19 protein-coding genes are annotated in these 24,196 nt (G+C 44.3%); 14 read left to right on the forward strand and 5 right to left on the reverse strand.

Annotation, left to right across the window (positions count from 1 at the left end; translation table 11 throughout):
• Window positions 1–3: 3 nt before the first annotated feature.
• A complete protein-coding gene (gene ribD / locus JHD69_RS09275; RefSeq protein ID WP_199139599.1) occupies window positions 4–1,050 on the reverse strand; it encodes a bifunctional diaminohydroxyphosphoribosylaminopyrimidine deaminase/5-amino-6-(5-phosphoribosylamino)uracil reductase RibD in 1,047 nt (348 codons plus the stop codon).
• 95 nt (window positions 1,051–1,145) lie between these two features.
• Between ribD and prmC the strand changes: the two genes are divergently transcribed.
• Window positions 1,146–2,009 carry a peptide chain release factor N(5)-glutamine methyltransferase gene (gene prmC / locus JHD69_RS09280; protein ID WP_199139601.1) on the forward strand — a complete coding sequence of 288 codons (864 nt, stop codon included), beginning with the start codon at window positions 1,146–1,148 and terminating at the stop codon, window positions 2,007–2,009.
• Between the two features lie 9 nt (window positions 2,010–2,018).
• Here prmC and xerD read toward each other — a convergent pair whose 3' ends face one another.
• Window positions 2,019–2,918 carry a site-specific tyrosine recombinase XerD gene (gene xerD, locus JHD69_RS09285; RefSeq protein WP_199139603.1) on the reverse strand — a complete coding sequence of 300 codons (900 nt, stop codon included), beginning with the start codon at window positions 2,916–2,918 and terminating at the stop codon, window positions 2,019–2,021.
• A gap of 51 nt (window positions 2,919–2,969) precedes the next feature.
• On the opposite strand from xerD, the gene aroQ reads away from it, so the two are divergent.
• Together aroQ and JHD69_RS09295 are read left to right on the forward strand one after the other, a co-directional pair.
• Window positions 2,970–3,386 (forward strand): type II 3-dehydroquinate dehydratase, encoded by a 417-nt coding sequence (gene aroQ / locus JHD69_RS09290; protein ID WP_199139605.1) that lies wholly within the window; start codon window positions 2,970–2,972, stop codon window positions 3,384–3,386.
• A gap of 6 nt (window positions 3,387–3,392) precedes the next feature.
• Entirely contained in the window at window positions 3,393–4,115 is a 723-nt protein-coding gene (locus JHD69_RS09295; protein ID WP_199139607.1) for a TlpA family protein disulfide reductase, read from the forward strand.
• On the opposite strand, the gene JHD69_RS09300 is transcribed toward JHD69_RS09295, so the two are convergent.
• The gene (locus JHD69_RS09300; protein WP_199139609.1) at window positions 4,112–5,143 is read right to left on the reverse strand and encodes a glycosyltransferase family 2 protein; all 1,032 of its coding nucleotides are present in this window, start codon (window positions 5,141–5,143) and stop codon (window positions 4,112–4,114) included. The two genes, JHD69_RS09295 and JHD69_RS09300, sit on opposite strands and share 4 nt — an antisense overlap.
• A 104-nt stretch (window positions 5,144–5,247) precedes the next feature.
• Between JHD69_RS09300 and JHD69_RS09305 the strand changes: the two genes are divergently transcribed.
• The 11 genes from JHD69_RS09305 (at window position 5,248) to JHD69_RS09355 (ending at window position 21,295) form a co-directional block, all read left to right on the forward strand.
• Entirely contained in the window at window positions 5,248–5,856 is a 609-nt protein-coding gene (locus JHD69_RS09305) for a WbqC family protein (RefSeq protein ID WP_199139611.1), read from the forward strand.
• A 3-nt stretch (window positions 5,857–5,859) separates the two neighbouring features.
• On the forward strand, window positions 5,860–6,981 hold the full coding sequence (corA, locus tag JHD69_RS09310) for a magnesium/cobalt transporter CorA (RefSeq protein ID WP_199139613.1): 1,122 nt from the start codon (window positions 5,860–5,862) through the stop codon (window positions 6,979–6,981).
• Window positions 6,982–7,345: 364 nt separating this feature from the next.
• Entirely contained in the window at window positions 7,346–8,695 is a 1,350-nt protein-coding gene (mgtE, locus tag JHD69_RS09315) for a magnesium transporter (protein ID WP_199139615.1), read from the forward strand.
• A 13-nt stretch (window positions 8,696–8,708) separates the two neighbouring features.
• Window positions 8,709–9,710 (forward strand): biotin synthase BioB, encoded by a 1,002-nt coding sequence (gene bioB, locus JHD69_RS09320; protein ID WP_199139618.1) that lies wholly within the window; start codon window positions 8,709–8,711, stop codon window positions 9,708–9,710.
• Window positions 9,711–10,001: 291 nt separating this feature from the next.
• Window positions 10,002–10,556, forward strand: a complete 555-nt coding sequence (locus tag JHD69_RS09325) for an RNA polymerase sigma factor (RefSeq protein ID WP_199139620.1) — start codon at window positions 10,002–10,004, stop codon at window positions 10,554–10,556.
• Window positions 10,557–10,651: 95 nt separating this feature from the next.
• Window positions 10,652–11,713 carry a FecR family protein gene (locus JHD69_RS09330; protein ID WP_199139622.1) on the forward strand — a complete coding sequence of 354 codons (1,062 nt, stop codon included), beginning with the start codon at window positions 10,652–10,654 and terminating at the stop codon, window positions 11,711–11,713.
• A gap of 185 nt (window positions 11,714–11,898) precedes the next feature.
• Window positions 11,899–15,174, forward strand: coding sequence for a SusC/RagA family TonB-linked outer membrane protein (locus JHD69_RS09335; protein WP_233165813.1), 3,276 nt, complete (start codon window positions 11,899–11,901; stop codon window positions 15,172–15,174).
• Between the two features lie 19 nt (window positions 15,175–15,193).
• Window positions 15,194–16,783: a SusD/RagB family nutrient-binding outer membrane lipoprotein gene (locus JHD69_RS09340; protein WP_233165815.1), complete on the forward strand. Its 1,590-nt coding sequence runs from the start codon at window positions 15,194–15,196 to the stop codon at window positions 16,781–16,783.
• A 162-nt stretch (window positions 16,784–16,945) separates the two neighbouring features.
• A complete protein-coding gene (locus JHD69_RS09345) occupies window positions 16,946–19,129 on the forward strand; it encodes a leucine-rich repeat domain-containing protein (RefSeq protein ID WP_199139628.1) in 2,184 nt (727 codons plus the stop codon).
• On the forward strand, window positions 19,126–20,484 hold the full coding sequence (locus JHD69_RS09350) for a hypothetical protein (RefSeq protein ID WP_199139630.1): 1,359 nt from the start codon (window positions 19,126–19,128) through the stop codon (window positions 20,482–20,484). The genes JHD69_RS09345 and JHD69_RS09350 overlap by 4 nt, the downstream gene beginning before the upstream one ends.
• Window positions 20,471–21,295 carry a hypothetical protein gene (locus JHD69_RS09355; RefSeq protein WP_199139632.1) on the forward strand — a complete coding sequence of 275 codons (825 nt, stop codon included), beginning with the start codon at window positions 20,471–20,473 and terminating at the stop codon, window positions 21,293–21,295. The genes JHD69_RS09350 and JHD69_RS09355 overlap by 14 nt, the downstream gene beginning before the upstream one ends.
• A 1-nt stretch (window position 21,296) precedes the next feature.
• Here JHD69_RS09355 and JHD69_RS09360 read toward each other — a convergent pair whose 3' ends face one another.
• Both JHD69_RS09360 and JHD69_RS09365 read right to left on the reverse strand, forming a co-directional pair.
• Entirely contained in the window at window positions 21,297–21,707 is a 411-nt protein-coding gene (locus tag JHD69_RS09360; protein WP_199139634.1) for an organic hydroperoxide resistance protein, read from the reverse strand.
• Between the two features lie 67 nt (window positions 21,708–21,774).
• On the reverse strand, window positions 21,775–23,931 hold the full coding sequence (locus JHD69_RS09365; RefSeq protein ID WP_199139636.1) for an FUSC family protein: 2,157 nt from the start codon (window positions 23,929–23,931) through the stop codon (window positions 21,775–21,777).
• Between the last annotated feature and the right edge of the window lie 265 nt (window positions 23,932–24,196).

Consider the following 24,196-nt stretch of genomic DNA (forward strand, 5'->3'; position numbering starts at 1 on the left):
GTTTTATGAAAGTGTGTAAATTTTAAGTACGTCGGTTCCCATAGCTGTTTCCGAAACCAGTGTTCCGGCAATAGCAGGTGCTAATATACCATTTGGCCACGTGGTTTGCGAAGTAAATATTCTGGCTTCGTCCCAAAGATTGGCTGCGATGAACTGGTTTAGGATCTGTGCGCCCCCCTCGATAATGACCGATTGGATATCCATCAGGTAAAGCTGGAAGGCTATTTTTTGTGCCAAATAAAACGACATATCTTCCATTTGTACAAAATGGACATTGTTTTGCACATCAGTTTTTACCTCGTTAAAAATAATGGCTTTAGAGGCCTCGTCATAAAGATGGTGTGAATTTGGCACCTCCAGGTTTCTATCGATGAGGATACGCACCGGATTTTTGCCAGATACATTTCTGGCCGTTAAACGTGGGTTATCGTTCAGCGCAGTTTGCTTGCCCACCAAAATGGCATCTTCTTCGGTACGCCATACATGGTTTAGCTGGTTGGCCAATGGCCCCGAGATCCAGGCTTGTCCGCCATTTGCTGGCGCGAAATAGCCATTGGCAGTCTGGGCCCATTTGAGGATGATAAACGGACGCTGTGCTTTTATCCTAGTCAAAAAACGACGGTTCAGCTGCTTGCATTGCGCCTCTAAAACACCGGTTTGTACCTGTACACCACCAGCTTTTAGCTTTTCAATCCCCTTGCCGTTTACCCCTGCAAAAGGATCGGCACTGCCAATCACTACTTTTTTGAGCTGATGCTTAACCAAAAGGTCGGCACAGGGTGGCGTTTTGCCAAAATGCGCACAAGGCTCGAGGCTGACATAGGCCGTAGCATTTTTGAGCAGGAGCGGAGCCGAATCGGCGTGGCGCTTAAATACGTCGTTAATGGCATTAACTTCGGCATGGGCTTCGCCAAATTTCTGGTGATAGCCTTCGCCAATGATTTGGTTTTGATGAACAATCACACAGCCCACCATAGGATTAGGACTAACCTGTCCCATACCCATAACAGCCAATTCCAAGCAACGCTGCATGTAAAATTCGTCGTTCATCACTGCAAAAATAGTCGATTGGCCGACAAATCAGTCATTGTTGCCTAATTTATTCTGATTGTATTTTGTAATAACGTTTAGCTATTTTTGCCCGAATGAAGCTTAAAGAACTGGCAATCAAATTTAATTCGGAACTAAGTGCCTTGTACGATGACGCGGAAAGCCAGGCTCTTTTCCTGATGGCTTTAGCGCAATTACTGCACATCAAACACCATGCTTACCTGCTTAGGAAGGAAGAAACATTAACTACCAGCGATTTGGCAAAGTTTGAAGGCTTGTTAGCCGAATTGGTTACTGGCAAGCCCATTCAATACATTTTTGGCGAGGCCCATTTCTTTGGGCTTTCTTTTAAAGTAAATCCTGAAGTGCTTATTCCGAGGCCGGAAACCGAAGAGTTGGTAGATTGGGTTATTCAAACCGTCCATAATTCGCCGTTGGCCAGTGGCCATAAACGCCTGCTCGATATTGGAACCGGAAGTGGCTGCATCGCCATAGCTTTGAAAAAGCACTTGCCTCAATTTGATGTTACGGGATTGGACATGGCGGCATCAAGCTTGGCTATAGCACAGGAAAATGCAGAATTGAACAGGGTTGAAGTGGAGTTTAAGTGGCAAGACATTCTCCAAATGCAGCATACCAAACTGCAGGAGCCTTATGCCATTATTGTAAGCAATCCGCCTTACATTACCCAAACCGAAAAAGAAGGCATGCATCAAAACGTGCTGGCCAATGAGCCGCATCGCGCACTGTTTGTGAGCAACGAAAAACCATTGGTTTTTTACGAAGCCATCGCCAATTTTGCCTTATTGAATTTAGGGCAGGGAGGGTTGCTGTTTTTCGAGATCAATGAGCATTTAGGTCAAGAAACAGTTGATTTACTAAATCATAAAGGATTTAAAAACATTGAATTAAGAAAAGATATGCAAGGCAAGGATCGAATGGTTTGCAGCAGGCTTTAGCTTTTTAATTTACGATCTCGGATGAAACTGCGTGATGACGGTTTTCAGGTAATCGCGGTCTAAGTGGGTATAGATTTCGGTGGTGGTGATGCTGGCATGGCCCAACATTTCTTGTACCGCCCTTAAATCGGCGCCCCCTTCAATTAAATGCGTAGCAAAAGAATGTCTCAGGGTATGCGGACTGATATTTTTACGGATATTGGCCGCCACTGCCAGCGATTTGAGCAACTTGAATACAGAAATCCGCGATAAGCTGCTACCCGAACGGTTCAGGAATACAAAATCCTCATTTCCCTTTTTGATATCCAAATGAACACGGCATTCGTTAATGTAAATTTCCAATAACTTTAAGGCTGTTGACCCAATAGGAACCAAGCGCTCTTTGTCGCCTTTTCCAAGCACCTTGATAAACTCCGTCTGCGGAAAGATATTCGAAATCCGAAGTGAAGTTAACTCGCTCACCCTTAAGCCACAACCATATAGGAGTTCAATAATCGCTTTGCTTCGTATCCCCTCAGGTTTGGAGGCATCTATGCAACCGATCAACTTATTGATTTCGTGTATATTGAGCGTGTCGGGCAGCTTTCTGCTCAGTTTGGGAGCCTCTATCAGTACCGAGGGATCTTCGACGATGATTTCTTCCTGCAGTAGATAGCCAAAAAAAGACTTGATACCCGATATAACCCTGGCCTGGGTAGTGGCTTGCATGCCTAAATCGTTAAGCCAGGTGATAAAGTTCCTCAAATCATCCAGCTGCACTTCTTTTAACAGCAATTCTCGACCAATGGCATCGTAATATTGGCAAAGCTTCTGGATGTCGCCCTGATAGGCTTCTATAGAATTTGCAGCAAGCGAACGCTCTAACCTTAAATAATCGTTAAAACCTTTGAGATAGGGCTGTATGCTCATTCAGATTATGGAGTTTTTTTTATAACATTGCAATGTTACATAATATTAGGCATGAAGATACAAATTATTAATGGCCCCAACCTTAACCTGCTGGGCCTGCGTGAACCAGGAATTTATGGCAGCCAGTCGTTTGACGAATATTTGGAACAGTTGCGCGAGCAATACAGCATCATCGAGATTGCCTATTACCAAAGCAATGTGGAAGGGGAATTGATCAACAAACTGCACGAAGTTGGCTTTTCTTACGATGGCATTATCATTAACGGTGGGGCCTATACCCACACTTCGGTAGCCATTGCCGACGCCATTGCCGGTATTAAAACACCAGTTGTAGAGGTTCATATTTCCAATATCTATGCCCGCGAAGAGTTTCGACATGTTTCTTTAACCGGCAAAAACTGTAAGGGTGTGTTAACCGGTTTTGGTTTAGATGGCTACCGCTTGGCGTTAGAAAGCTTTTTAAAATAACTGCTGATGAAAAAATATTTAATGCTTTTGCTTTTAGGCCTGTCGCTTAAAGGCTTCACACAAGCTCCAAGTCACACAACGAGCAACCGAATTGACCAAAATACGATAGTTAAAGATGGTTCAGGGACAATTTTGCCTTATAAAATCTGGCAAAAACTTGTGCAGAGCGGAGAATACTCATTAAGGCCTGCTAAAAGTGGCAGCCAGGAATATTTAGTGTACCAAATGACTGAAGATGAAAAGGCCAAAGCCTTGGAGCGTCGCAAAGCAATGGCCACCAGTATGGGCAAGCCCAGGGCCAGCGATAGCTTTAACGAAGGGGAGAAATTCAGAGGCGAAAAAATAACTGATATAAACGGCAACAAATTCGATCTGAGAAAGATAGAAGGCAAAATTTATGTCATTAATTTTTGGTTCATCAACTGTCCGCCCTGCAAACAGGAAATACCCGAACTGAACGAATTGGTGAAGCAATACCAAGACAATAAAGACATTGTTTTTTTGGCGATTGCCCTCGATGACAAATACAGTTTGAAACAATTCCTAAAAACTTCGCCTTTCAATTATAACGTAGTTGACGATGGCAGGTACTATGCCACCAAATACGGTGTAACCGCTTATCCAACCCACGTGATTATAGGCAAAGACGGTCTTGTTAAGTTCAGTACCGTCGGTTTGGCGCCCAATACCATACATTGGATCGAAAAAACCATTAAAGAACAGCTTTAAAGTGATGAGTTCTTTAAGTTGAGTTCGCTAAATTTTCTCACTTTGTGCACAAAATAAGCCCAAACGATACTGCCCTTGTAAACCCCTTGATGCTGTTTCAGACCTAATTGCTTAGCACCCCTCTTGCGTGCCGTTTGGCCGAGTTGCCTAAAGAAATGAAAATGGGCCTTGCTAATGGCCAGGGTAAATTTGGGCTTTCCCTTCAAGAGAAACTGTAGCCAAGCAGCTAAATCGTACCATAAACGTATAAAAATACGTCGGTAGGCTTCGGCTTTGGGCAGGTTCTTCTGCATGATCATGAGATTGTTCCTGAAATTGAGATAGGTTTTGAAAGGATTGTTGGCGCTGAGCGTACCGCCTCCCAAATGGTAAACCTCGGCACCGGCACAGCACATTACCTTGTAGCCCAGGTTTTTCAGTCGCCAGCAAAGATCTATTTCTTCCATGTGGGCAAAGAGGTCTACATCCAAGCCGCCTGCTTCTTGCCATACCGATTTTTTGATAAAAAAGGCGGCGCCACTGGCCCAAAAAACTTCAAGATTTTCATCATATTGGCCATGATCTGTTTCTACTTGGTCAAAAATACGACCCCGGCAAAACGGAAATACATGGGCGTCTACAAAGCCGCCTGCCGCACCGGCATATTCGAACTGATCTTTTTGCGTGGCCCATTTGATTTTTGGCTGTGCAGCGCCAATGGTTTGGTCGCTTTGCATGAGGTCTATTACGGGTTTGATCCAGTTTTGAGGTACTTCAACATCCGAATTGAGCAGCACATAGTAATCGGCATTTACGCGCGAAAGGATACGATTATAGCCACCGGCAAAGCCATGGTTCTGCTCGTTGGTGAGCACGGAAACCTGTGGATAATGCTCGCGCACAAAAGCCACCGAATCATCGGTAGAGGCATTGTCGCCAACAATAAGCTGTAAATTGGGGTATTCGGTCTGAACCACACTGGGCAAAAAACGTTCTAAAAGCGCTCGGCCATTCCAGTTAAGAATCACCACAGCTACACTTGGTTCCATATGCTTCAATCTTCTTATCTTGTCTCCAAAAGAACAGGCCGTATGCAAAAAGCCTTTTATAATTGTAAATTTGGGGATTCTAGAATGCAAACATAAATTATCAGATGCAAAGTTCAGCTATATTTCCGCTATTTTATCTTCCCCCGGTTGGTTATTTTTCTGCCTTAAAAGCGCATGATTTCAATTTTGTGCTCGAAAAACAGGAACATTTTCCAAAGCAGACCTATCGCAACAGAGCCAGTATCGCATCGCCTGATGGTACTTTAGACCTTATTATTCCGGTTGTTAAAGGCGCAAAGGTACATACTGCCTTAAAGGACGTAAAAATAAGTTACGATACGCGCTGGCAACGCCTGCACTGGCTCAGTTTGCAAAACTGTTACCGCAGTTCGGCTTATTTCGAGTTTTATGAAGATGGCTTACGTCCATTTTACGAGCGCAAATTTGATTTTTTGTACGATTATAATCTTGAGCTGCTGCAGTGGCTGTGCAAACAACTGAAAATAGAGGCGGCCATTACTGAAAGCCAAAGCTATGAAAAGGAGTGGCCTGGATTGATCGACTACAGGAACCGGATGTCTAAAAAAGAGGTGCCTCTGCAGGAAACAAAAAGCTATTTTCAGGTGTTTAGCGACAGGAACGAATTTATGCCTAACTTGAGCATGGTAGACCTGTTGTTTAGTCAGGGGCCACAAAGCAAGACCTATTTTTAGCCAATGGGAAGAAATACAAAACACAAGTCGCGCAAAAAAAGCCATTACGCCTTGCCAACTCCAGGTTCGAGTCCGGGTTTGATTTACATAGATGAGAATTCGCTTAAGCCTAAAATCTTGCTTTATACCTATAACCAACAAACCTATAAGGTAGAAGAGCTGCACAGCCTCAACGGCATAAAGGCACGTACCGATAACAAGGATTTCAATTTTTGGATCGAAGTGAAAGGTTTCAATTCGGTTGAGCTTTTCGAAACCTTGGCTAGGGAGCTGAACATTAACAAACTGATTTTAGAGGATATTACGCGTACCTACCAAAGGCCGAAATTTGAAGAGTATGATGATTATATTTTTTCGATCAGTCGGATGCTTTGTTTGGATACCGAAGGCGCATTGGAAAATGAACAGGTTTCTTTTATCTTGACCAAAAATGCACTTTTCACTTTCCAAGACCGCTACGAGGATTGCTTAGACCCGGTGCGCAAACGCCTCGACCTGGGCAAAGGAAATATCAGGATAGGAGGCAGCAGCTACTTGATGTATGCGCTGATGGACATGATTGTTGACAATTACTTTTCGGTACTCGGCGTATGGAACGAGGAACTGGATGCGATTGAAGACCGTTTGCTCGACAAGCCCGACAAAACCATCATGTACGATACGCAGCTTATCAAGCGTAACCTCATTACCTTGCGGCGCGTGGTCTGGCCAGAACGTGATAAAATGAACGATATTTTGCGTACCGATAGCCAGTATATAGACGAGCAGATCAAAATGTATTTCCGCGATGCCTACGATCATTGCATCCAGATTATAGACATGGTTGAATCGATGAAGGAGATTGCGGCGAGTAACATCGACATGTACCTTTCCATCATCAGCAACCGCATGAATGAAATTATGAAGGTGTTGACGATCATTTCGTCCATCTTTATTCCTTTGACCTTTATTGCAGGTATCTATGGCATGAACTTTTCTCGTGAAGATCCGGTTACGGGCAAGGTGATGCCGTTAAACATGCCTGAACTTTATTCGGCACATGGCTATGTGTGGGCACTAGTGGTCATGGTAGTGATTGCTATACTGCAAATCATCTATTTCTGGCGAAAGGGTTGGTTCAAGTAATCGATAGTGGATTTACCTTAACTACCACCTAAGATTAACGTTACTATTCCCGGGCGGACTAAGGTGCCTAAGCGATAAAAAGCATGGCAATATAATAAGCTACCTTTGACTAACCACCTAAGAACGCTAAGAGCGCCTGAGTATTAACCTTACTATTTTTAGGCGAAATAAGGTGTCTTGGGCGGTAAAAAATGGCTATTTAATAAATTATAAAGTAACTTAAGATTAAGTCGTACCATTCTTAAATGGTAAAACAAGCTTGATAAGTAAAATTACAGCAATAGATCAATGCGCTTTAAAAGCATGCTAAATGCCCCTTGTCTGCTTTGCAGAAACAAATTATTGCCTATCTTTAAACCCTAGTATGCAATCATTTGAATTGGACAAAACCGACGTTTCCAAGCTCAAGCAGGCTATAGGTGGTGATAACGAGCTGCTTAAGGCTACGCTTGCAGAATACCACGCGTCTGAAATTGCCATTCTATTTGAAAGCATCAGCAAAGAAGACCGCCAAAGGATCATCAATTTGCTCGATGTAGAAACCGCTTCGGAGGTGATTGCAGAAATGCACGAAGAGTCGCACCCCGAGGAGCTTTTGCTGCAGCTGCATCCCGAAAAAAGGATCGAAATTGTAGAGGAGCTTGATTACGACGATGCTACCGACATTATTTCGCAGCTCGAAGAGCACGAACAAAAGGAAATTCTCGAAGACCTAAGCGAGCACGATGCTTCGAGCATCAGGACCTTATTGAGCTACGACGAAGAAACCGCGGGTGGTTTGATGAACACCCAGGTTATTCGCATTAACCTCAACCTGACCAAAAAAGACGCGATTGACGAAATTATCCGCCAAAGCGAAGAAATGGAAGAGTTTTATACCGTAAACGTGGTAGACGATGAAAATACCTTTAAGGGCGTAGTTTCGCTAAAAGACATCATCAAGGCCAAGGGCAATGCCAAGATTACCGAAATGGTCAATGCAGATGCCGTTTATGTAAAAGCAGAAACTGACCAGGAGGAGGTAGCGAGGCTGATTTCACAGTACAACCTAACCAGCATTCCCGTAGTAGACGATCACATGAAGCTTTTGGGTCGCGTAACCTTCGACGATGTAATCGATGTTTTGGAAGATGAGAATACCGAAGACATCTTGAAGATTTCGGGTGTATCTGAAGATGAGGAACTGAGCGGTAACTGGATCGAGGCCGTAAAATCGCGTCTGCCTTGGCTCATCATCAATTTAGGTACCGCCTTTTTGGCATCGGCGGTAATCAGGCATTTTGATCCTACCATCGACCTCATTCCGCTTTTATCAGCCTACATGACCATTATTGCCGGTATGGGCGGCAATGCCGCTACACAGGCGCTTGCAGTAACCGTAAGGCGTATTTCGCTTTACGACCTGACCGATAACCAAGCCTATCGTGCTGTTTTAAAAGAGTTTACCGTTGGTTTGATCAATGGAGCGGTTAACGGATTGATTGTATTGGTTTTTGCCTATTTCTTTGATCACAGCTTGATGCTGGGTGTCGTGATTTTCTTGGCCATGACAGGAAATATGATCATTGCCGGAATCACCGGCTCGGGCATTCCCTTAATTTTAAAACGCATTGGAATCGATCCAGCCATTGCCTCTTCAATAATTATTACGACTTTTACCGATGTTTTCGGATTTTTACTTTTATTAGGATTAGCAAGCAAATTATTACTCTAAATATTACCTATATATGCAAGGATTAAGACACGATTGGACGAAAGAAGAAATAGCTGAGATTTATCATAAACCTTTTTTAGACCTGGTTTTCGAAGCGGCCAGCGTCCACCGTCAGAATAAAGACTACTCGGAAGTGCAAATCAGCTCGCTGATCTCTATCAAAACCGGAGGTTGTGCCGAAGACTGCTCTTATTGCCCACAGGCAGCCAGATACAACACAGGTGTGGATGTACATGCCCTGATGAAACTTACGGATGTGGTAACGGCCGCGGTTAAGGCCAAAGAAGGGGGCGCCTCGCGCTTATGTATGGGCGCAGCCTGGCGCGAAGTAAGGGACAACCGCGATTTCGACCGTGTAATAGAAATGGTGAAAGCCGTAAACGACATGGACATGGAGGTTTGCTGTACCTTGGGCATGCTTACCGAAAGTCAGGCTCAACGCTTGGCCGACGCAGGTTTATATGCCTACAACCATAATTTAGACACCTCGGAAGAGGATTATAAACGCATCATCTCTACCAGAACTTACGATGATCGTTTAAACACCATTAAAAACGTACGCAAAGCCAAATTAACGGTATGCAGCGGTGGTATTATTGGTTTAGGCGAAACTACCGAAGACCGTATTGCCATGTTGCAAACTTTGGCCAATATGGAAAAACATCCAGAATCGGTGCCGGTTAACGCTTTGGTACCCGTAAAAGGAACCCCATTAGAAGATCAGCCGCGCGTACCAATCTGGGATATGGTGAGGATGATTGCCACCGCACGCATCGTGATGCCAAAATCGGTTGTTCGCCTTTCGGCTGGAAGGAACGAGATGAGCATTTTAGAACAGGCTTTCTGTTTTATGGCTGGCGCCAATTCAATTTTTGCCGGTGATAAATTGTTAACTACGCCAAATCCGGCTTTTAACGAGGATATGGCCATGTTCGAATTGTTAGGATTAAAAACCAGAGAGGCCTTTAAAAACGGCCGACCAGACAATACCCAGAAAAAAGAAGTATTTGCGTAATTCCTAACTTTTTAATCGAGAACAAAAAGCCAGTTTAACCACTGGCTTTTTTGGTGAATAAGAGTTAAACATTTGATTCCAGTAAAGCCTTTCCTTAATTCGTTAATGCTTCAACCAATGCTTTAACATGGAGGCTTTTAGGGCCATTAAGATCAAGTGAACGCTTGCATTTCTGAATGTTTAACAAGTAAAGCAGTCATTTTGCTGGCATAGAAGTATTTAGCCCCAAGCAATTTTTATGTTACTAATCTTGCCGATTTTAGTTAATATTGTGTTAACTAAATCAGCCCGATGGACAATAAATTAGCGCATCACCTGTTATGGGAACGGTTACGTTCTGGCGATAAAGATGCCTTTTTTGACTTGTACAAAGCACTGTATTATCCATTGGTCAATTTCGGCATTCGTGTATGTGCCGATGCGGATATGGCGGGAGAAGCCACGGATATGGTTTTTACCACAATTTGGGAAAAGCACGCTTCCCTAAGTCGCGTAGACAATATAGAGGCCTATTTGCGTACTTTTTTAAAACGCAAATTGCTGCGCATCATGGAACGCAAGCGTAAAATTAACGATGCCTTATTCAATGCTGGCGAAGATGGCGATTGGATGGAAATGAGCTATGAAGAGTTTATCGTAAAAGTGCAGACCGACGAACTTATCAAGCACCAGTTGAAAAATGCATTGGCCAAACTTACTTTCAGGCAAAAACAACTGATCCATCTTAAATTTTTTGATGGCCTGAGCTACGAAGACATTGCCACCCAAAGCAACCAGACCGTTAAAACAGCCTATAATACCATTTATGATGCGCTTAAAATCCTGCGAAAAGAGCTAAAAGCGTAGAGAAAGACCTGCGAATTTTCCTCATGTTAAAAAAGTTAAATTTCTCTTAGGAAAAAACACCACTTTTCGGCACTGTTATATAAACGACGATAACAATGATCGATAGAAGTCAATTCAATGCAGAAGATTTTCTTGTAGACAGCACTTTTCAGCAATATTGTGCCGGAACAGACAAGCTTTGCATCGAATATTGGGAAAAATACACCAAAGCCCACCCGGCCCAAGCCCAAACCATTGCCGAAGCCAAGAGGCTTTATGTTATTCTGAGCGGTAACAAACGTGCGCTGAATCAACAAGTAGAGGCTTTGGAAACTCAAATTAACCCAGAAATTAAACCAGTTAAGCTCAGGAAATTGCTTTGGCTCAAGGTAGCTGCTGCCATTGTGCTGATTGCTGGCGGCAGCTATTTTTACCTTAGGCCAAGCTCAGGTTCCCTAAACAAGCAAACCGCAACGGCCAGGATTTTCACCACCTGCAGTGGCGAACGCAAAAAAATTACCTTGCCCGATGGTTCTACCGTGTTGCTCAATGCCAAAAGTTCTTTGTCTATTGGTGCCGAGTTTAACCAGAAATACCGTGAAGTGGTTTTGAAAGGCGAAGCGTATTTTGATGTGATACACAACAAAAACAAGCCTTTTAAAGTGTATACCACCGATTTCAACATCAACGTGTTGGGTACAGCCTTCAATGTCAAAGCTTACCCCGACGAAATCAGCTCTGAAGCTACGCTTATCCGTGGCCTCATCACGATGGAAGCCTTAAATGGACAGGGTGGCATCATTACTTTAAAGCCGAGCCAAAAAGTAACCGTTTACAGAACCCTTCCAGCAAAAGAAAAAGCAAAGGTGCTGAAACCGATGGCGCCACACCCCGAAATTACCATCAATCATTATACATTGATTAAAGACAGCACCATTGTTGAAACCGCCTGGACCCAAAACCGCATCGAAATTTACGATCAGGATTTTGACCAAATCAAGGCTGTGCTCGAAAAATGGTACAATATCGAAATCAGGTTTAAGAGCCCAGAAGTAGAAAAATACCGCTTTACGGCAACATTTAGTCACGAAACATTGAACCAAGCCCTAGAGGCTTTACAAAAAGTAGAATATTTTAAATATGAAATCAAGGGAAACCAGGTAATCATTTCCAAATAGAATAAAAAAAGGACGGTGTTGGCGCACCGCCCTTATGAATTCTTTTTGATTAAATCGATGGCAGTTTATGCGGAAACAGATCGCTGCCAAAAACTTATGCAACCAAAAAAAACAAAAATATGATTATTTATTACTTACCGCAAGAGCGTTCCCGCTATAAAGCGCTCCTTAAATTCATTATGCTAATGAAATTAACCTGTATAGTGGTTTTCATTACTTGCCTTAATGTTTCTGCATCGGTTTTTTCGCAAGAGAAAATAACGCTCGATGTAAAGAAGACAAAGCTGGCCAAGGTATTACAGATCATCGAACAGCAGAGCAACTACCATTTTGTGTACAGCTCGTCGTACGTGCCTGTGAACAGGATGATCAGTATTACCGTAACCAATACGCCGGTAACCGATGTATTGGCCACGGTTTTAGGCAAAACGAATTTAAAATATTCCATCTCGGCAGGTGGCTTGGTCATCATTAGCCGAAACAAGGACATCCCCATAACCGGAACCGTAAAAGATGCCAATGGCGGTGCGTTGCCAGGGGCATCGGTAAGGGTAAAAGGAACCACTACGGGGGTTTCTACCGATGTGAACGGCAAATTTGCACTGAATGTTCCCGAAAATGCCACCTTGGTCGTTTCGTATGCCGGTTTCCAATCAAAGGAAATCGTGCTGGGCACACAAACCAACATCGACGTGGTATTGGCAGAAGATACCAAGCAATTGGCCGAAGTGGTAGTAACTGCATTGGGCATTAAAAGAGAGCGTAGGGCCTTGGGCTATTCGGTAACTCAAATTGGTGGCGAAACCTTAACCCAAGCCCGAGAAAACAACGTGGCCAATTCGCTGGTAGGCAAAGTGGCTGGTTTAGACATCAGTTCTAGTACCGGTGGTGCGGGTTCGGCCACCAGTGTAACCATCAGGGGTGTTTCCAGCCTAAACCAAACTAGTCAGCCTTTGTACGTAATTAACGGTGTACCGATGGAAAACAAGCCGGTTGGGATCAACAATCTTAATCCTTCGGGTAACAATGGTACGCAATACGACAATTCTCCCGATTTGGGCGATGCGATTGGAAACTTAAACCCCGACGACATCGAAAGTATTTCGGTACTCAAAGGAGCTGCAGCTTCTGCATTGTATGGCTATAGAGCCAAAGCAGGGGTCATCCTGATTACTACCAAAAGTGGCAAGGGCAATAACATCGAGTTTAACAGCAATTACGTGGCCGAGCAAGTAATGGACCGCACCAATTGGCAATATGTATATGGGCAGGGCGCCAACGGTGTAAAACCGTCGACCCAATTGGATGCTGGTACCACTGGCGGTTCGAGTTGGGGCGCAAGGCTCGATGGCAGCAGTGTGATCCAGTTTGATGGGGTAAGCCGACCTTACGTTGCCCAAAAAGATAACGTGAGCAATTTTTATCGCACGGGAGGCAGTTTTACCAATACCTTGGCTTTCAACAAGTCGTTTACTGGAGGCGTAATGCGTATTTCGGCCAGTAACCTCAACAATAATTCTGTAGTGCCCAATTCTGGCTTAAACAGGCAGAGTTTTAACTTGGCCGGAACAGTTGATGCCATTAAAAACCTGACGATTGACGCACGCTTCAACTATATTCTCGAACAAGCCAAAAACAGGCCCATGGTTTCTGACGGAGCTGGCAATGCCAACTACAATGCTACTTTTTTGCCCACAAGTGTTGATATCAACAACTTAAAGCCCGGCAAAAAGCCCGATGGCAACGAACTTTCTTACAACACCAGCAACAATTATGCAACCAACCCCTGGTTTGCCGCCTACGAGTTCATCCATAACACCAAAAGAGAACGTTTATTGAGCTCTTTTAATGCCAGATACACTTTTGACAACGGATTGTTCCTGCAAGGCCGGGTAGGTCGCGATGCTTATAACGACCAGTATACTGCGGTTACGCCTTCAGGTACGGCTTATAACCCTTTGGGAGGCATGACCGAGCAACAAACCAAATTTGCCGACGTGAATGCCGACGCCTTGATAGGCAAAAGCTTTAAGGTAAACGATTTCTCGATTACGCCAAACGTAGGCGCCAGCTTTAGGCGTACCAAAATTACGCAAACCACCAATCAGGGTGGGGAATTTGCCATATTTGGTGTTTACAAACTCACCAATACCAAAACCAAGGCGCTCAACTATACCCAAAGCGACCAGGAAGTACAATCAGTTTACGGCACCTTGGAGCTGGCTTACAAAGATATCCTGTATCTAACCGGAAGTGGCCGTAGCGACTGGTTCTCTACTTTGGCTACGCCCGGAAAAGACAATAAGCTGAGCGTATTCTATCCATCGGTAAGCGGTTCGTTTGTATTTACCGAGCTTTGGAAACCATCGTTTTTAAGCTTCGGTAAAATAAGGGCTGGCTATGCTATTGTTGGCCAGGCCACAGACCCTTTCCAAACTCAGCTTTACTACAATTTGCGTAGCGAAACCATCAATGGTAAACCAATTGGCAATATTGTAAATCCTTACATTCCGAATTCAAGCTTAAAGGCTTCTAAGGCCAACGAATTGGAAATAGGTACCGAAATGCGTTTCTTGAACGACCGTTTGAACCTCGATGTTACCTGGTACAACAAAAAATCCAAAGACGAAATCATCAATGTAACCACATCAACGGTTACAGGTTATAGCGGTGCGGTTCTAAACTCTGGCGAGTTGAGGAACAGGGGTATTGAAGCATTGGTATCGGGTGTAGTTTTAAAGAACAAGGATTTCAGCTGGACTTCCACTTTAAACGGCTCGTATAACGACAACAAAGTACTTACCTTAGCTCCTGGAACTGTATCGCAGCCTATTGCTACTTCGAGAACCGGGGTGGGTTTCTTGCAAAACCTGGCTGGCAAAGCCGCTGCCCAAGTAATGGCCTACGACTTTAAGTACGATGCCAGTGGCAATATTGTTAAAGACGTAAACGGTGCACCAGAAAGGGGCGATCTCAAGGCTTACGGTTCCGCCTTTAACAAGTACACCGCAGGCTGGAACAACGAATTCGCGTATAAAAGATTTAACCTTTCGTTTTTAATAGATGGCAAATGGGGTGGCAAAATATTCTCGGCCACCGATTACTATGGCTATGTTTTTGGCTTGCATCAGGCTACACTCGAAAACCGGGATGCCTTGGGCGTAAATGCGGCTACTTATTATAGTACCTATGCCAACAACGTTTCTAAACAGTTTGTACAGGACGCCAGTTTCATCAAGTTTAGGCAACTGATGATCGGCTATAGCTTTCCAGCCAAAATGTTCAACAATAAAATTAAAGGCTTAAACCTAAGTTTTGTAGGGCGTAACCTGTTTATCTTGATGAAGAGAACAGACAATATCGATCCCGAATCGAGTTATAATGCCACTTTCCCAGGCTTGGAATTGGGCGGGGTACCGCCGGTGCGCACCTATGGCCTAAATTTAAGTGTTAAGTTATAATCCTTTAAAAAAATTGAAAATGAAAACGATCAGAAAATCATATCTAGTACTTTCAGTGTTTGGATTAGCCTTAACCGCAAGCTGTACCAAAGACTTTCAAGAAATCAATACCGACCCTGTTTCGGTTGGACAAGATAAATACGACCCTAACTACCTATTGTCTACCGCCCAATTAACCTATACCGGAAGCACCGATTTTGCCTACGAAACCTGGAGGGGCAACCTCATCTATGCCTCAACCATGATGCAGGGCCTTTCATCGGTAATCAGCTATTGGGCAGGCGATAAGTACATGCTCAACGAAGGCTACACCGCGGCCTATTGGGAAAAAGCCTATCCAGATCAGGTTAAATACATTGTAGATCTAGTCGAATCGACCAAAACAAAGCCTCAGTACAACAATGTTTACCAAGTTGGCAGGATTTGGAAAGCGCTTATTTTCGAGAGGCTAACCGATTTGTATGGCGATATCCCTTATTTCGATGCCGGACGCGGCTATTATAACGGTAACCTTTACCCCAAATACGATAGTCAGCAGGCTATTTATGCCGACCTGTTAAAGGAGTTGGACGAGGCCAGCTCGGCACTAACTACCGGTGGAGGTGCCGTCAGTGGCGATTTGATTTATGGTGGCGATATCAACAAATGGAAACGTTTTGGCTACAGCCTGATGCTGCGCATGGCGATGCGATTGAGCAAAGCCGATGCAACAATGGCCCAAAACTACATCAACAAAGCCATTGGCAAAACCATGACCAGCAACGACGATAACGCCTTTGTACACCATGATGCCTCTGGTGGACGTGTAACCAAAAACAGAAATAGCCAAGTCTTGCTGGGGGATGGCGGTCAGGAAAACTTTTACGTAAGGTGGAGCAATACCTTCGTTAATTACCTAAAAAGCAATGCCGATCCTCGATTAGGCAAAGTAGCGGTAACCAAGCTGTATCTTACCGATGGCGACAAAAGCATTAAAGGTCAAAACCCAGCCTACGATGCCACGCCAGCCAACCAAAAGGGAATGCCAAACGGCAAAGACCTGAGTGGCATTGCCGGTAGGGATGTACGTCAAGATCCTTCGTTTACCGCTTTTATCGACTATTCTTCTCCACATCCAGGCATGATTAAGGAAGATGGCAATACCTTTATCTTAACTTATGCCGAAACCGAACTGATGTGGGCCGAAGCGGCGCAACGCTACGGCATCAATGGTCCGGCAGCCACACATTACAATGCAGGCGTAACCGCCGCCATCACTTTCTTGTCGCAGTACGATGCGGCCATGGCCGTAAGCGCTGGCGATGCAGCTGCTTATTTAACAGCACATCCTTATGTAGCAGCCAACGGGCTCGAAATGATTGCCACGCAATATTGGGCGCATACCATTACCATGCTCGATTTTTACGAAACCTGGTCTAACTGGCGCAGAACCGGTTTGCCAGCCCTTGTACCAATTGTTTACCCAAATACCAATACTGGTGGCTCCATTCCACGCCGTTTTCCTTATCCTTTATCAGAAGGCGTATCTAATGCGGCCAATTACCGTAGCGCCTCTGCGGCTGTTCCAGGTGGTGATAAGCTGGTGGGGAAAGTTTGGTGGGACAAATAACTCTAGCTCATCATCCGTAAATAAAAAGGCCGGTTGCAATTGCTCCGGCCTTTTTTATGGCCTAAAGGCACATACTTACTTTTAGGTATTTTGCACATTCGATTTCGCAGGTGCTTTTGCATTAGCTAATTTGGTTCATTATTAATCAATTGACGCGCAGTTATGGAAATCCTAAAACGTCTTTCGCCTACCTTTTTAAGGTTAATTGCCTTCGTATTTGTCCTAACGCTCTGTGTGGCCGTGCAGCCTGGTGCTGCACAGCAGGCCACCAAAAAAAAGCCCGCTAAAACTACAGGTACAAAAAGCAAAACCAGCAAGATAAAGACAATCGCAAAACCTGCACCGGCTAAACCCATGGAGGCAGAAGAGGAAGAAGAACCCATGCCCGAACCAGAACCTCCGGTGGTGGCCAGGCCGCCTAGCTATGTAGACTATGAGCAGAAGGAGCGTTTTGTTACGATTGCCAAAGCCTTGCCTGTGGCCGAACAAGTAGAATACCTCGACCTAAGCAAGCAACTGCTGAAGGTACTGCCTCCAGAAATCAAAAAATTTCAAAACGTAGTCCTGATTAATCTTAAACACAATCCTTTAAAGAAGTTCCCTGTCGAACTGTTAGAGCTCCCATCGCTTAAATACCTGCTATTAGACAGTACAGGTTTATCCAGTATCAAGCTCAGCGACGAAGAAATGGCCAAAGCCAAACAGTCGAATATCACTTTTATTTCGCTCAACGGCAATAAATTTGGCAGGTTTCCGGTACAATTGCTACAATTGGCCAAGCTGAACGAATTGAGTTTAGCGAATAACCAGATTTCGAGTTGCGCTTTCGAAAAAGGCTACGACCCGAGTACAAATGCACTGGAAATCATTTCGCTTCAAGACAACAGGCTGAGCGAAATGCCACTTAGCCTAGGCCAATTGCCGGCATTAACCAAGTTAAACCTGGCAGGAAACGACATCCGGTCGCTCGAGAAGCTGAGCGGCTATAAAAACCTCAAAAACCTTAGGTTGAACGATAACCCCATTAAGGAGGTACCAGCCTCTTTTTACAATCTTTCCCAATTGGAAGAGCTCAACATCGACCAAACCAAAATTACCGCTTTACCCGATTCTATCGGACGTTTAGCCAAGCTTCGCGCCCTGACCATTCCGGCAACTTTCCTAAAATTTCCTAAAGACTTTGGTGAGCTTAAGCTCTTGTACGAACTGTACCTCACATACCAGAAGCCCATTAGCATGAGCAATGCCGAAGCCAATACCAAAAGGCTAACCGAATTTCCAACGGCAGTATTGCAATGCCAGCGGTTAAAAACACTGGTTATTGCTGGATTAGAACTCAATCAAATCCCTACAGAAATAGCGCAGCTTAAGCGTTTGGAAACCATCGACTTTAGCAACAGCAACCTTACAGCCGTACCTTCGTCGCTCTTTACCTTGCCCAGTCTCAAAACACTGAACCTCAGTGGCAACAAGATAAAAGACATTCGCATTACCGCTGGCCAGCTTACGTCGGTAACCATGCTCAACCTGCAGAATTCGCCGGTTAACGGGCAATCGCTGATCAACTTGCGCAGGAACCTGCCGCAGGCAAAAATGAATTATTTTGATGTCGATTTTGGCCTCAATTTTACCAGTTTCCCCTTGCCCTATAAATCGAGGGCGCAGTTTAGAAACCTGTATGCGGCCTGCGACAAAAACGATCCAAATGCCTTTTTCGAATTGGGTCGTTTCTTTGAAGTAAACCAAGACTATGGCCTGGCAGAGAAATCCTATAGGGCAGTTACCGATAATCCAGCGTTTACGGGGACTGGAAAAGCAATGACTTGTTTGCTTAAAATAGCCGAAATATACGACGATATTAAAAACGAAAAAAACTATGTTTCGCCTTATAAACGCAAACTATACGCCAATTATACCGATTACTCAACAACGGCTGCACAAAATAAGGCCCATACCATTTATGTACAGATCAGCGATACAGAGGCTAAAGACGCCATAGCCAAACAGGCACAGAAAAAGGCCAGGGCACGCCTGAACATGATGTGCAACGAAATGGCCGATAACCTCCAAAAGATTTACGAATACAACAATAGCGAAATCGAACGGCTGATAGGAGGGTCTGGCAATATGCAAAACGTATCGGCATTGGGCAGCAAACTCATGAACGATAGTGCCGTGCAAGGCAGTCAAACAGGCACTTTGCTTGGTGCTGCTACCAATATTTTTGGCAAGGTATCCTCAAGCGTAAAAGACGATAAAGCCGATCGGCTCAAAGCTGACAACCAGCGTTTAAAAAATGAAATTGCCAACCTGAGGTCTACTGCCACCAAATACATGTCGCTATGAGAAAATTGCTTTTGATGAGTTTATTATGGCCAATGTTTGCCCTGGCGCAAGAGGTAGATAGGGCAAGTTACCAAAAGCGGTTTGACGATTGCAATGCCGAAAAAGCAAGTTTAACCCAAAAGCTCATGGCCATGAGGCAGGATAAGAAAACCTCTTTAGAAGAGTTTCGCCAAGGCCTTTTTTGTAGCGATTGCAAGCGCAGCAAAACGGAAGTTGAAAAACAAGACCGCATCGATTTTCAAAGCCATATTGCGGCAGGAGCCAAAAGCGGCAGGAGGGTAGTGGCCGCAACGGCAGAGCAGATAGCTAAAAAAGAGCAGGAATATAACAATAAAATCAGTCAGCTCGAAAATAGCGTGGATGGCAAAAGGTTAGATTGCGAGCGCATAAATGCCCAATACCTGAGCGCTACCAAACAAGCCCAACAAAGGCAGCAGGATTTAGCGGAAGCCGACCAGAAAAAGCAGCAGCAAATGGCTACCGTCAATGCCAATGCTGCCGCAAACGAAAAACAAAAGCAACAAGCCTTGGCTCAGCAGCAGGCATTAGCCGAATTGGAACGTCAACGCCTGCTGCAACAGCAAAAAGACAACCTGCTGGCCGCCAACCAGGCACAGCTCAATAATGAAATGGCTGATAACAATGCCAATACCCAATCAAAGCTAGACCAGCACCGCGCCAACAATACCCTTGATGATGTACCCCAAGACAACTACAAGAGCGATGCAAGAGAAGTAGTAAAAAATACCAACAGCAGAACTTTGGCCGAGGCTGCTTTTGAAAAGGTCCAGCCGTCGCCCTATCTCAAAAATGGCTTGGAAAGTTTTACCAATTACATTAAAGAAAGGGGTAAGCGCCTGAAAGAGAAATGGGTAGATTACGAAGTAGCCAACGTGGCTACCATTTTTGGCATCACACCTTCAAAAGATGAAGAAGAAGCGGCATTGAGCAGGGAGTTTAACGGATTAAAGGATGACCTCAATCCCAAGAACTTTAAAGACAGGATCATTGGCAAAATCGAAGAGAAATCCAGACAGTTCGCCACGAAATACCTGCAGGATTTCGTAGACAAAGACCCTGTACTTAAAAAGTACACCAGCATATTCGAACAATCGAGGGCTGAAGTCAAAAAGTACGACGCCATTACCCTAACCGAATACCATAAGGAGATCAGGGGACACGTTGGAAAGTTATTTGACGCCTTTGACGCCAGCGATACCAGCGAGATAGAGGCGATAGATAAAGAGTTTTGGCAAACTTTGCCTAAAAAAACCTTTGGTTTGCTGCGTCACTATGTAATGCAGAAAAAAAGTCCGGTTGAAGACATTAAAATTATCGTAAATGGCAACAATTAAATGGGGCAACATTTGTTTGCTTTTGGTCTTCCTGCTCGGCTTTAAGGTAAAGGCCCAAAATATAGATGTAAAAGAACTGATCAACATCAACAAGCCCTTTGAGCAGAGTCTGTTTCCCAAAGTTAGCCATGCCATCCATAATTTTGCGGTTATCGATCCCGGCCTGTCGGTTGTGCCAATTGCGGGAGGCATTTACATTGCGGGCTGGAAAAAATGGTTTTTGGCCCCATCGGCTAAGAGCATTGTTCATGCCATCGATTACCTGCCCAATGATACTTCGGTATACCTGATCGCCGAAAAAGAGGGGAAGAAAATGTTGTTGCAGCTAAATGGGGCCGCAACAAACAATACTCCGGTATTATTGGCATATCTACCTGGTGGCAGCTACAATATCAGATGTGTAAATAAGAACCTGATGTATATTATGGGCAGGCAAGACAAGCTTTGGAAGGTTTGGAAGTACAACGGCAAGGAATTGCAGCTCTTCTTTGAAAGCGAAATAGCCATTAACGATATGGCCACCACCACAACAGCTGTAGTCATGGCCATTGGCCACACGGTGGTTTATTATGGACCTAAAGTATCAAGAGAAGTAATTAAGCTCGATCTCAAAATAGACGGCATAGCCATAGCTGCCGATGGAACCCTGTTTGTTTCTACAGAAAAAGGTATTCTTCATTACCTTTCGCCAGAATACATTAGCGATGCCGATATTGTAACCAGTTACATTCATGGCAAATTGAGGGTCTTTAAAAATACCCTGTACGTATTATGGCGCGAGCAGAACCAGGTCTTGGAATTAGGGCTTTAAACTATACTGCAGTAACCCTTGTTTCGATATTGCCTCTGGTTGCTCTCGAATAAGGGCATGCCCGATGCGCCTTGTCTGCCAGTTGCTGTGCTTCTTCATGGCTGATGCCTGGCACATGAACATCTAAATCGGCAGAGAGCACAAAAGCATTGCCGTCTTTGTTAAAGGAAACATGCACATTGACATGGGCTTCGCTTACATCAATGCCATCATGCACCGCCACACTCCCTAAAGCCCCTAAATAACAGGCACCCCAGGCCGCCGCAAAAAGTTGTTCTGGATTGCTTGCCCCACCTTGACCACCCATTTCTTTGGGCTTCCTTAAATCAAAATCTAAAATGCCATCACTCGATTTAATGTGGCCATCTCTACCGCCTATAGCCGTAACAGATGCCGTATATAATTTTTCCATATCATTTCGTATTAATCCCTTAATTAACAAAATGGATATGAACTTGTTTGAAAATGAATGTTTGCTGCTAGATTTTGATCTTTTCGCTCAACTTAAAAATATCGTAGGCTACCTTCTGAATCAAATCAAACTGTTCTTCAATAATCATCGTCTGATTTTCTCCGGGCGGGCCTTCTTCGTGCTTACGCCTGATTAGTGGTACGTTGCTGGGCTCTTCCTTATGGATTTTGAGATTGGTTGCCGAATGATTGAGCAGGTAAACCGTATTATCTATCATGGGCCTCAGTTCTTCAAAATTAAGGTGCACAAAAGCATGTTCCTTTTTGTACAGCGATAAGGTAGCCGTATACGATGACAGCAAATGGTTTAGTACGGTAAACTGATGCAGTTCCTGGATGTACAGTTGCTTGCTTTTGGGTTCCGAAAACATCCGCTGAAACAACGACGATAAATTTGAAGAACTTACATAAACCCCTTTTCGGGCCAATTTGTAGTTGGTCAGGTTAGGGCTTTCCTCGAAATAAAGAAGCGTAACCTGCTCGAAATATTTGGTGTTGGCCGCTATAATTTCAATCATCGCTTCCTTTAGCTTCTCGTGTTCCCAGTTGGGGAATAAAGAGTAGCTGGCCAAAAGTGCAATTCCAGAACCAATCAGTGTGTCATAAATTCGTTCCCTGGCAATAGATAAGCTACCCATGCCTAAGAAATCGAAAAGCACGAGAATGTAAGGGGTCATGAACAGCACGCTCACCACATAGTTTTTGCGCTGAAAGCTGTAAGACCCGATCATGCAGATCAGCAAAATCACAAAAAGCGTATGCTTATCGTGAATATACACCAAAATGCCCATCCCGATAAAAGCGCCTACCACGGTTCCGATCAAACGCTGGTAGTTTCTTTCCTTGGTTAAGCTAAAGCCAGGTTTCGAAATCACCAGTATGGTCAATAAAATCCAGTAGCTATGGGCAAAATCGAGACTTTTGGCCACCACAAATCCAATCAGCATAACAATGGCCACACGCAGCGAGTGCCTAAAGGTTGAGGAGCTGAAGGTGAGGTTGTCCAGCAAAAGCTTGGCATCAAAGCTTTGGCGCGTTACAAATTTTTCTACGTCTATTTCGCGCTTGGTCAGTTTTTTCTTCTCGCTTTTGTTGAAATAACTGTTGATGGTTTTAACGCGGCCCACAATATTTTCGATGTTGACTTCAATATTTTTCAAGGCAATCAAGCCCAAAGTATTGTATTTCTGCTCGCTATTGCTTTCCATTTCGGTAATTGCGGCCTTCAGCTTAGCCACATCTTCTACCAGACGATGGGCGAGGGAAGGCGTGCCGCCGCTTTTAAGCGCAAAGGCAATCTCGTCTAACGAAACCGCGATTTTATTGATTACCCTTTCGTACCTGGGCAAAATGCCGGCCGAATCGAACTGCTCGTGCAACTGCTTGTAATTGTAGTAGGTAGACATGACCTGTTCAAACAGGTCGACCATATCTACAAAAACCAAGAGGAGAAACCTGCCTTCCGGCGTCGATTCCCTTACAAATTCGCGGGTTTTAAAAAGTACTTCGCGAACTTCTTCCTGTTTTTCGTGCACATCAACCTGTAGCTGGAGCAATTCGGCATAGTTCTTCTCGTAATTGGTATTCTGGTGATAGAATTTGGCCTTTGCCCTTAAAAATTCGGCCACTTCCAGAATCGAATCGCTCAAAGTTTGCTGTACCAGTCGATAGGGGCGTATACGGTACATAAAATAACTGAGCAATGTGTACCAAATGCTTCCGGCAAAGACCAACATGGCATAAAAAATTACCTGTTGCCAAGGCCTCACGTCGTCTATGCTCAATACCATGATCAGCAAAACCGAGGTACCCACAGAAGCTGCCCTGGCGCCGTACAAAAAAAACATGGAAAAGATAAAGCTGCAAATAACCAGTAAAGTACCCGTAAAATAAACGCTCTTGTTGGTTAAGCCCACCACAATAGAAATCACAAACAAGAGTAGCGTGGTAACCAGCATGGCGTTGCGGCGATGCACAATGGGTCCGGGAGAGTCAACTACGCTAATGCACAAAGCCCCCAGCGATAGGGTCATGCCATATTGCAACATCCCGAACTGTGCCAAAACAAGCGAGGGACAGAGCACTCCAAAAGTGATACGCAAACCGTCGGCGAAATAAGTACTGAGTAAAAAATCCTGTATGTTTCTAACGGGTTGCTGGAGCATGATACAAATTTACAGATTTGGCCTTAAAGGCTCGGTCTTTTTGGTATATAAAATTCCAAGAGTTGGCGCGCTTCGACTAAAAATAAGCAGAATTCCGATTCAAAAAAATACGTTTTGAGCAAGATTTTGTGAAAAACACAGGAAATCAGATTGTTAATAACAATGTGCTGATTTGCAATAATAAAGCAAATAAGGCTGTCTCTTATACACATCTCCGAGCCCACGAGACAGTACTCATGATCTCGTATGACGTCTTGTGGTTGTA

This window comes from Pedobacter sp. ASV12, from assembly GCF_016429155.1.
Taxonomy (GTDB): domain Bacteria; phylum Bacteroidota; class Bacteroidia; order Sphingobacteriales; family Sphingobacteriaceae; genus Pedobacter.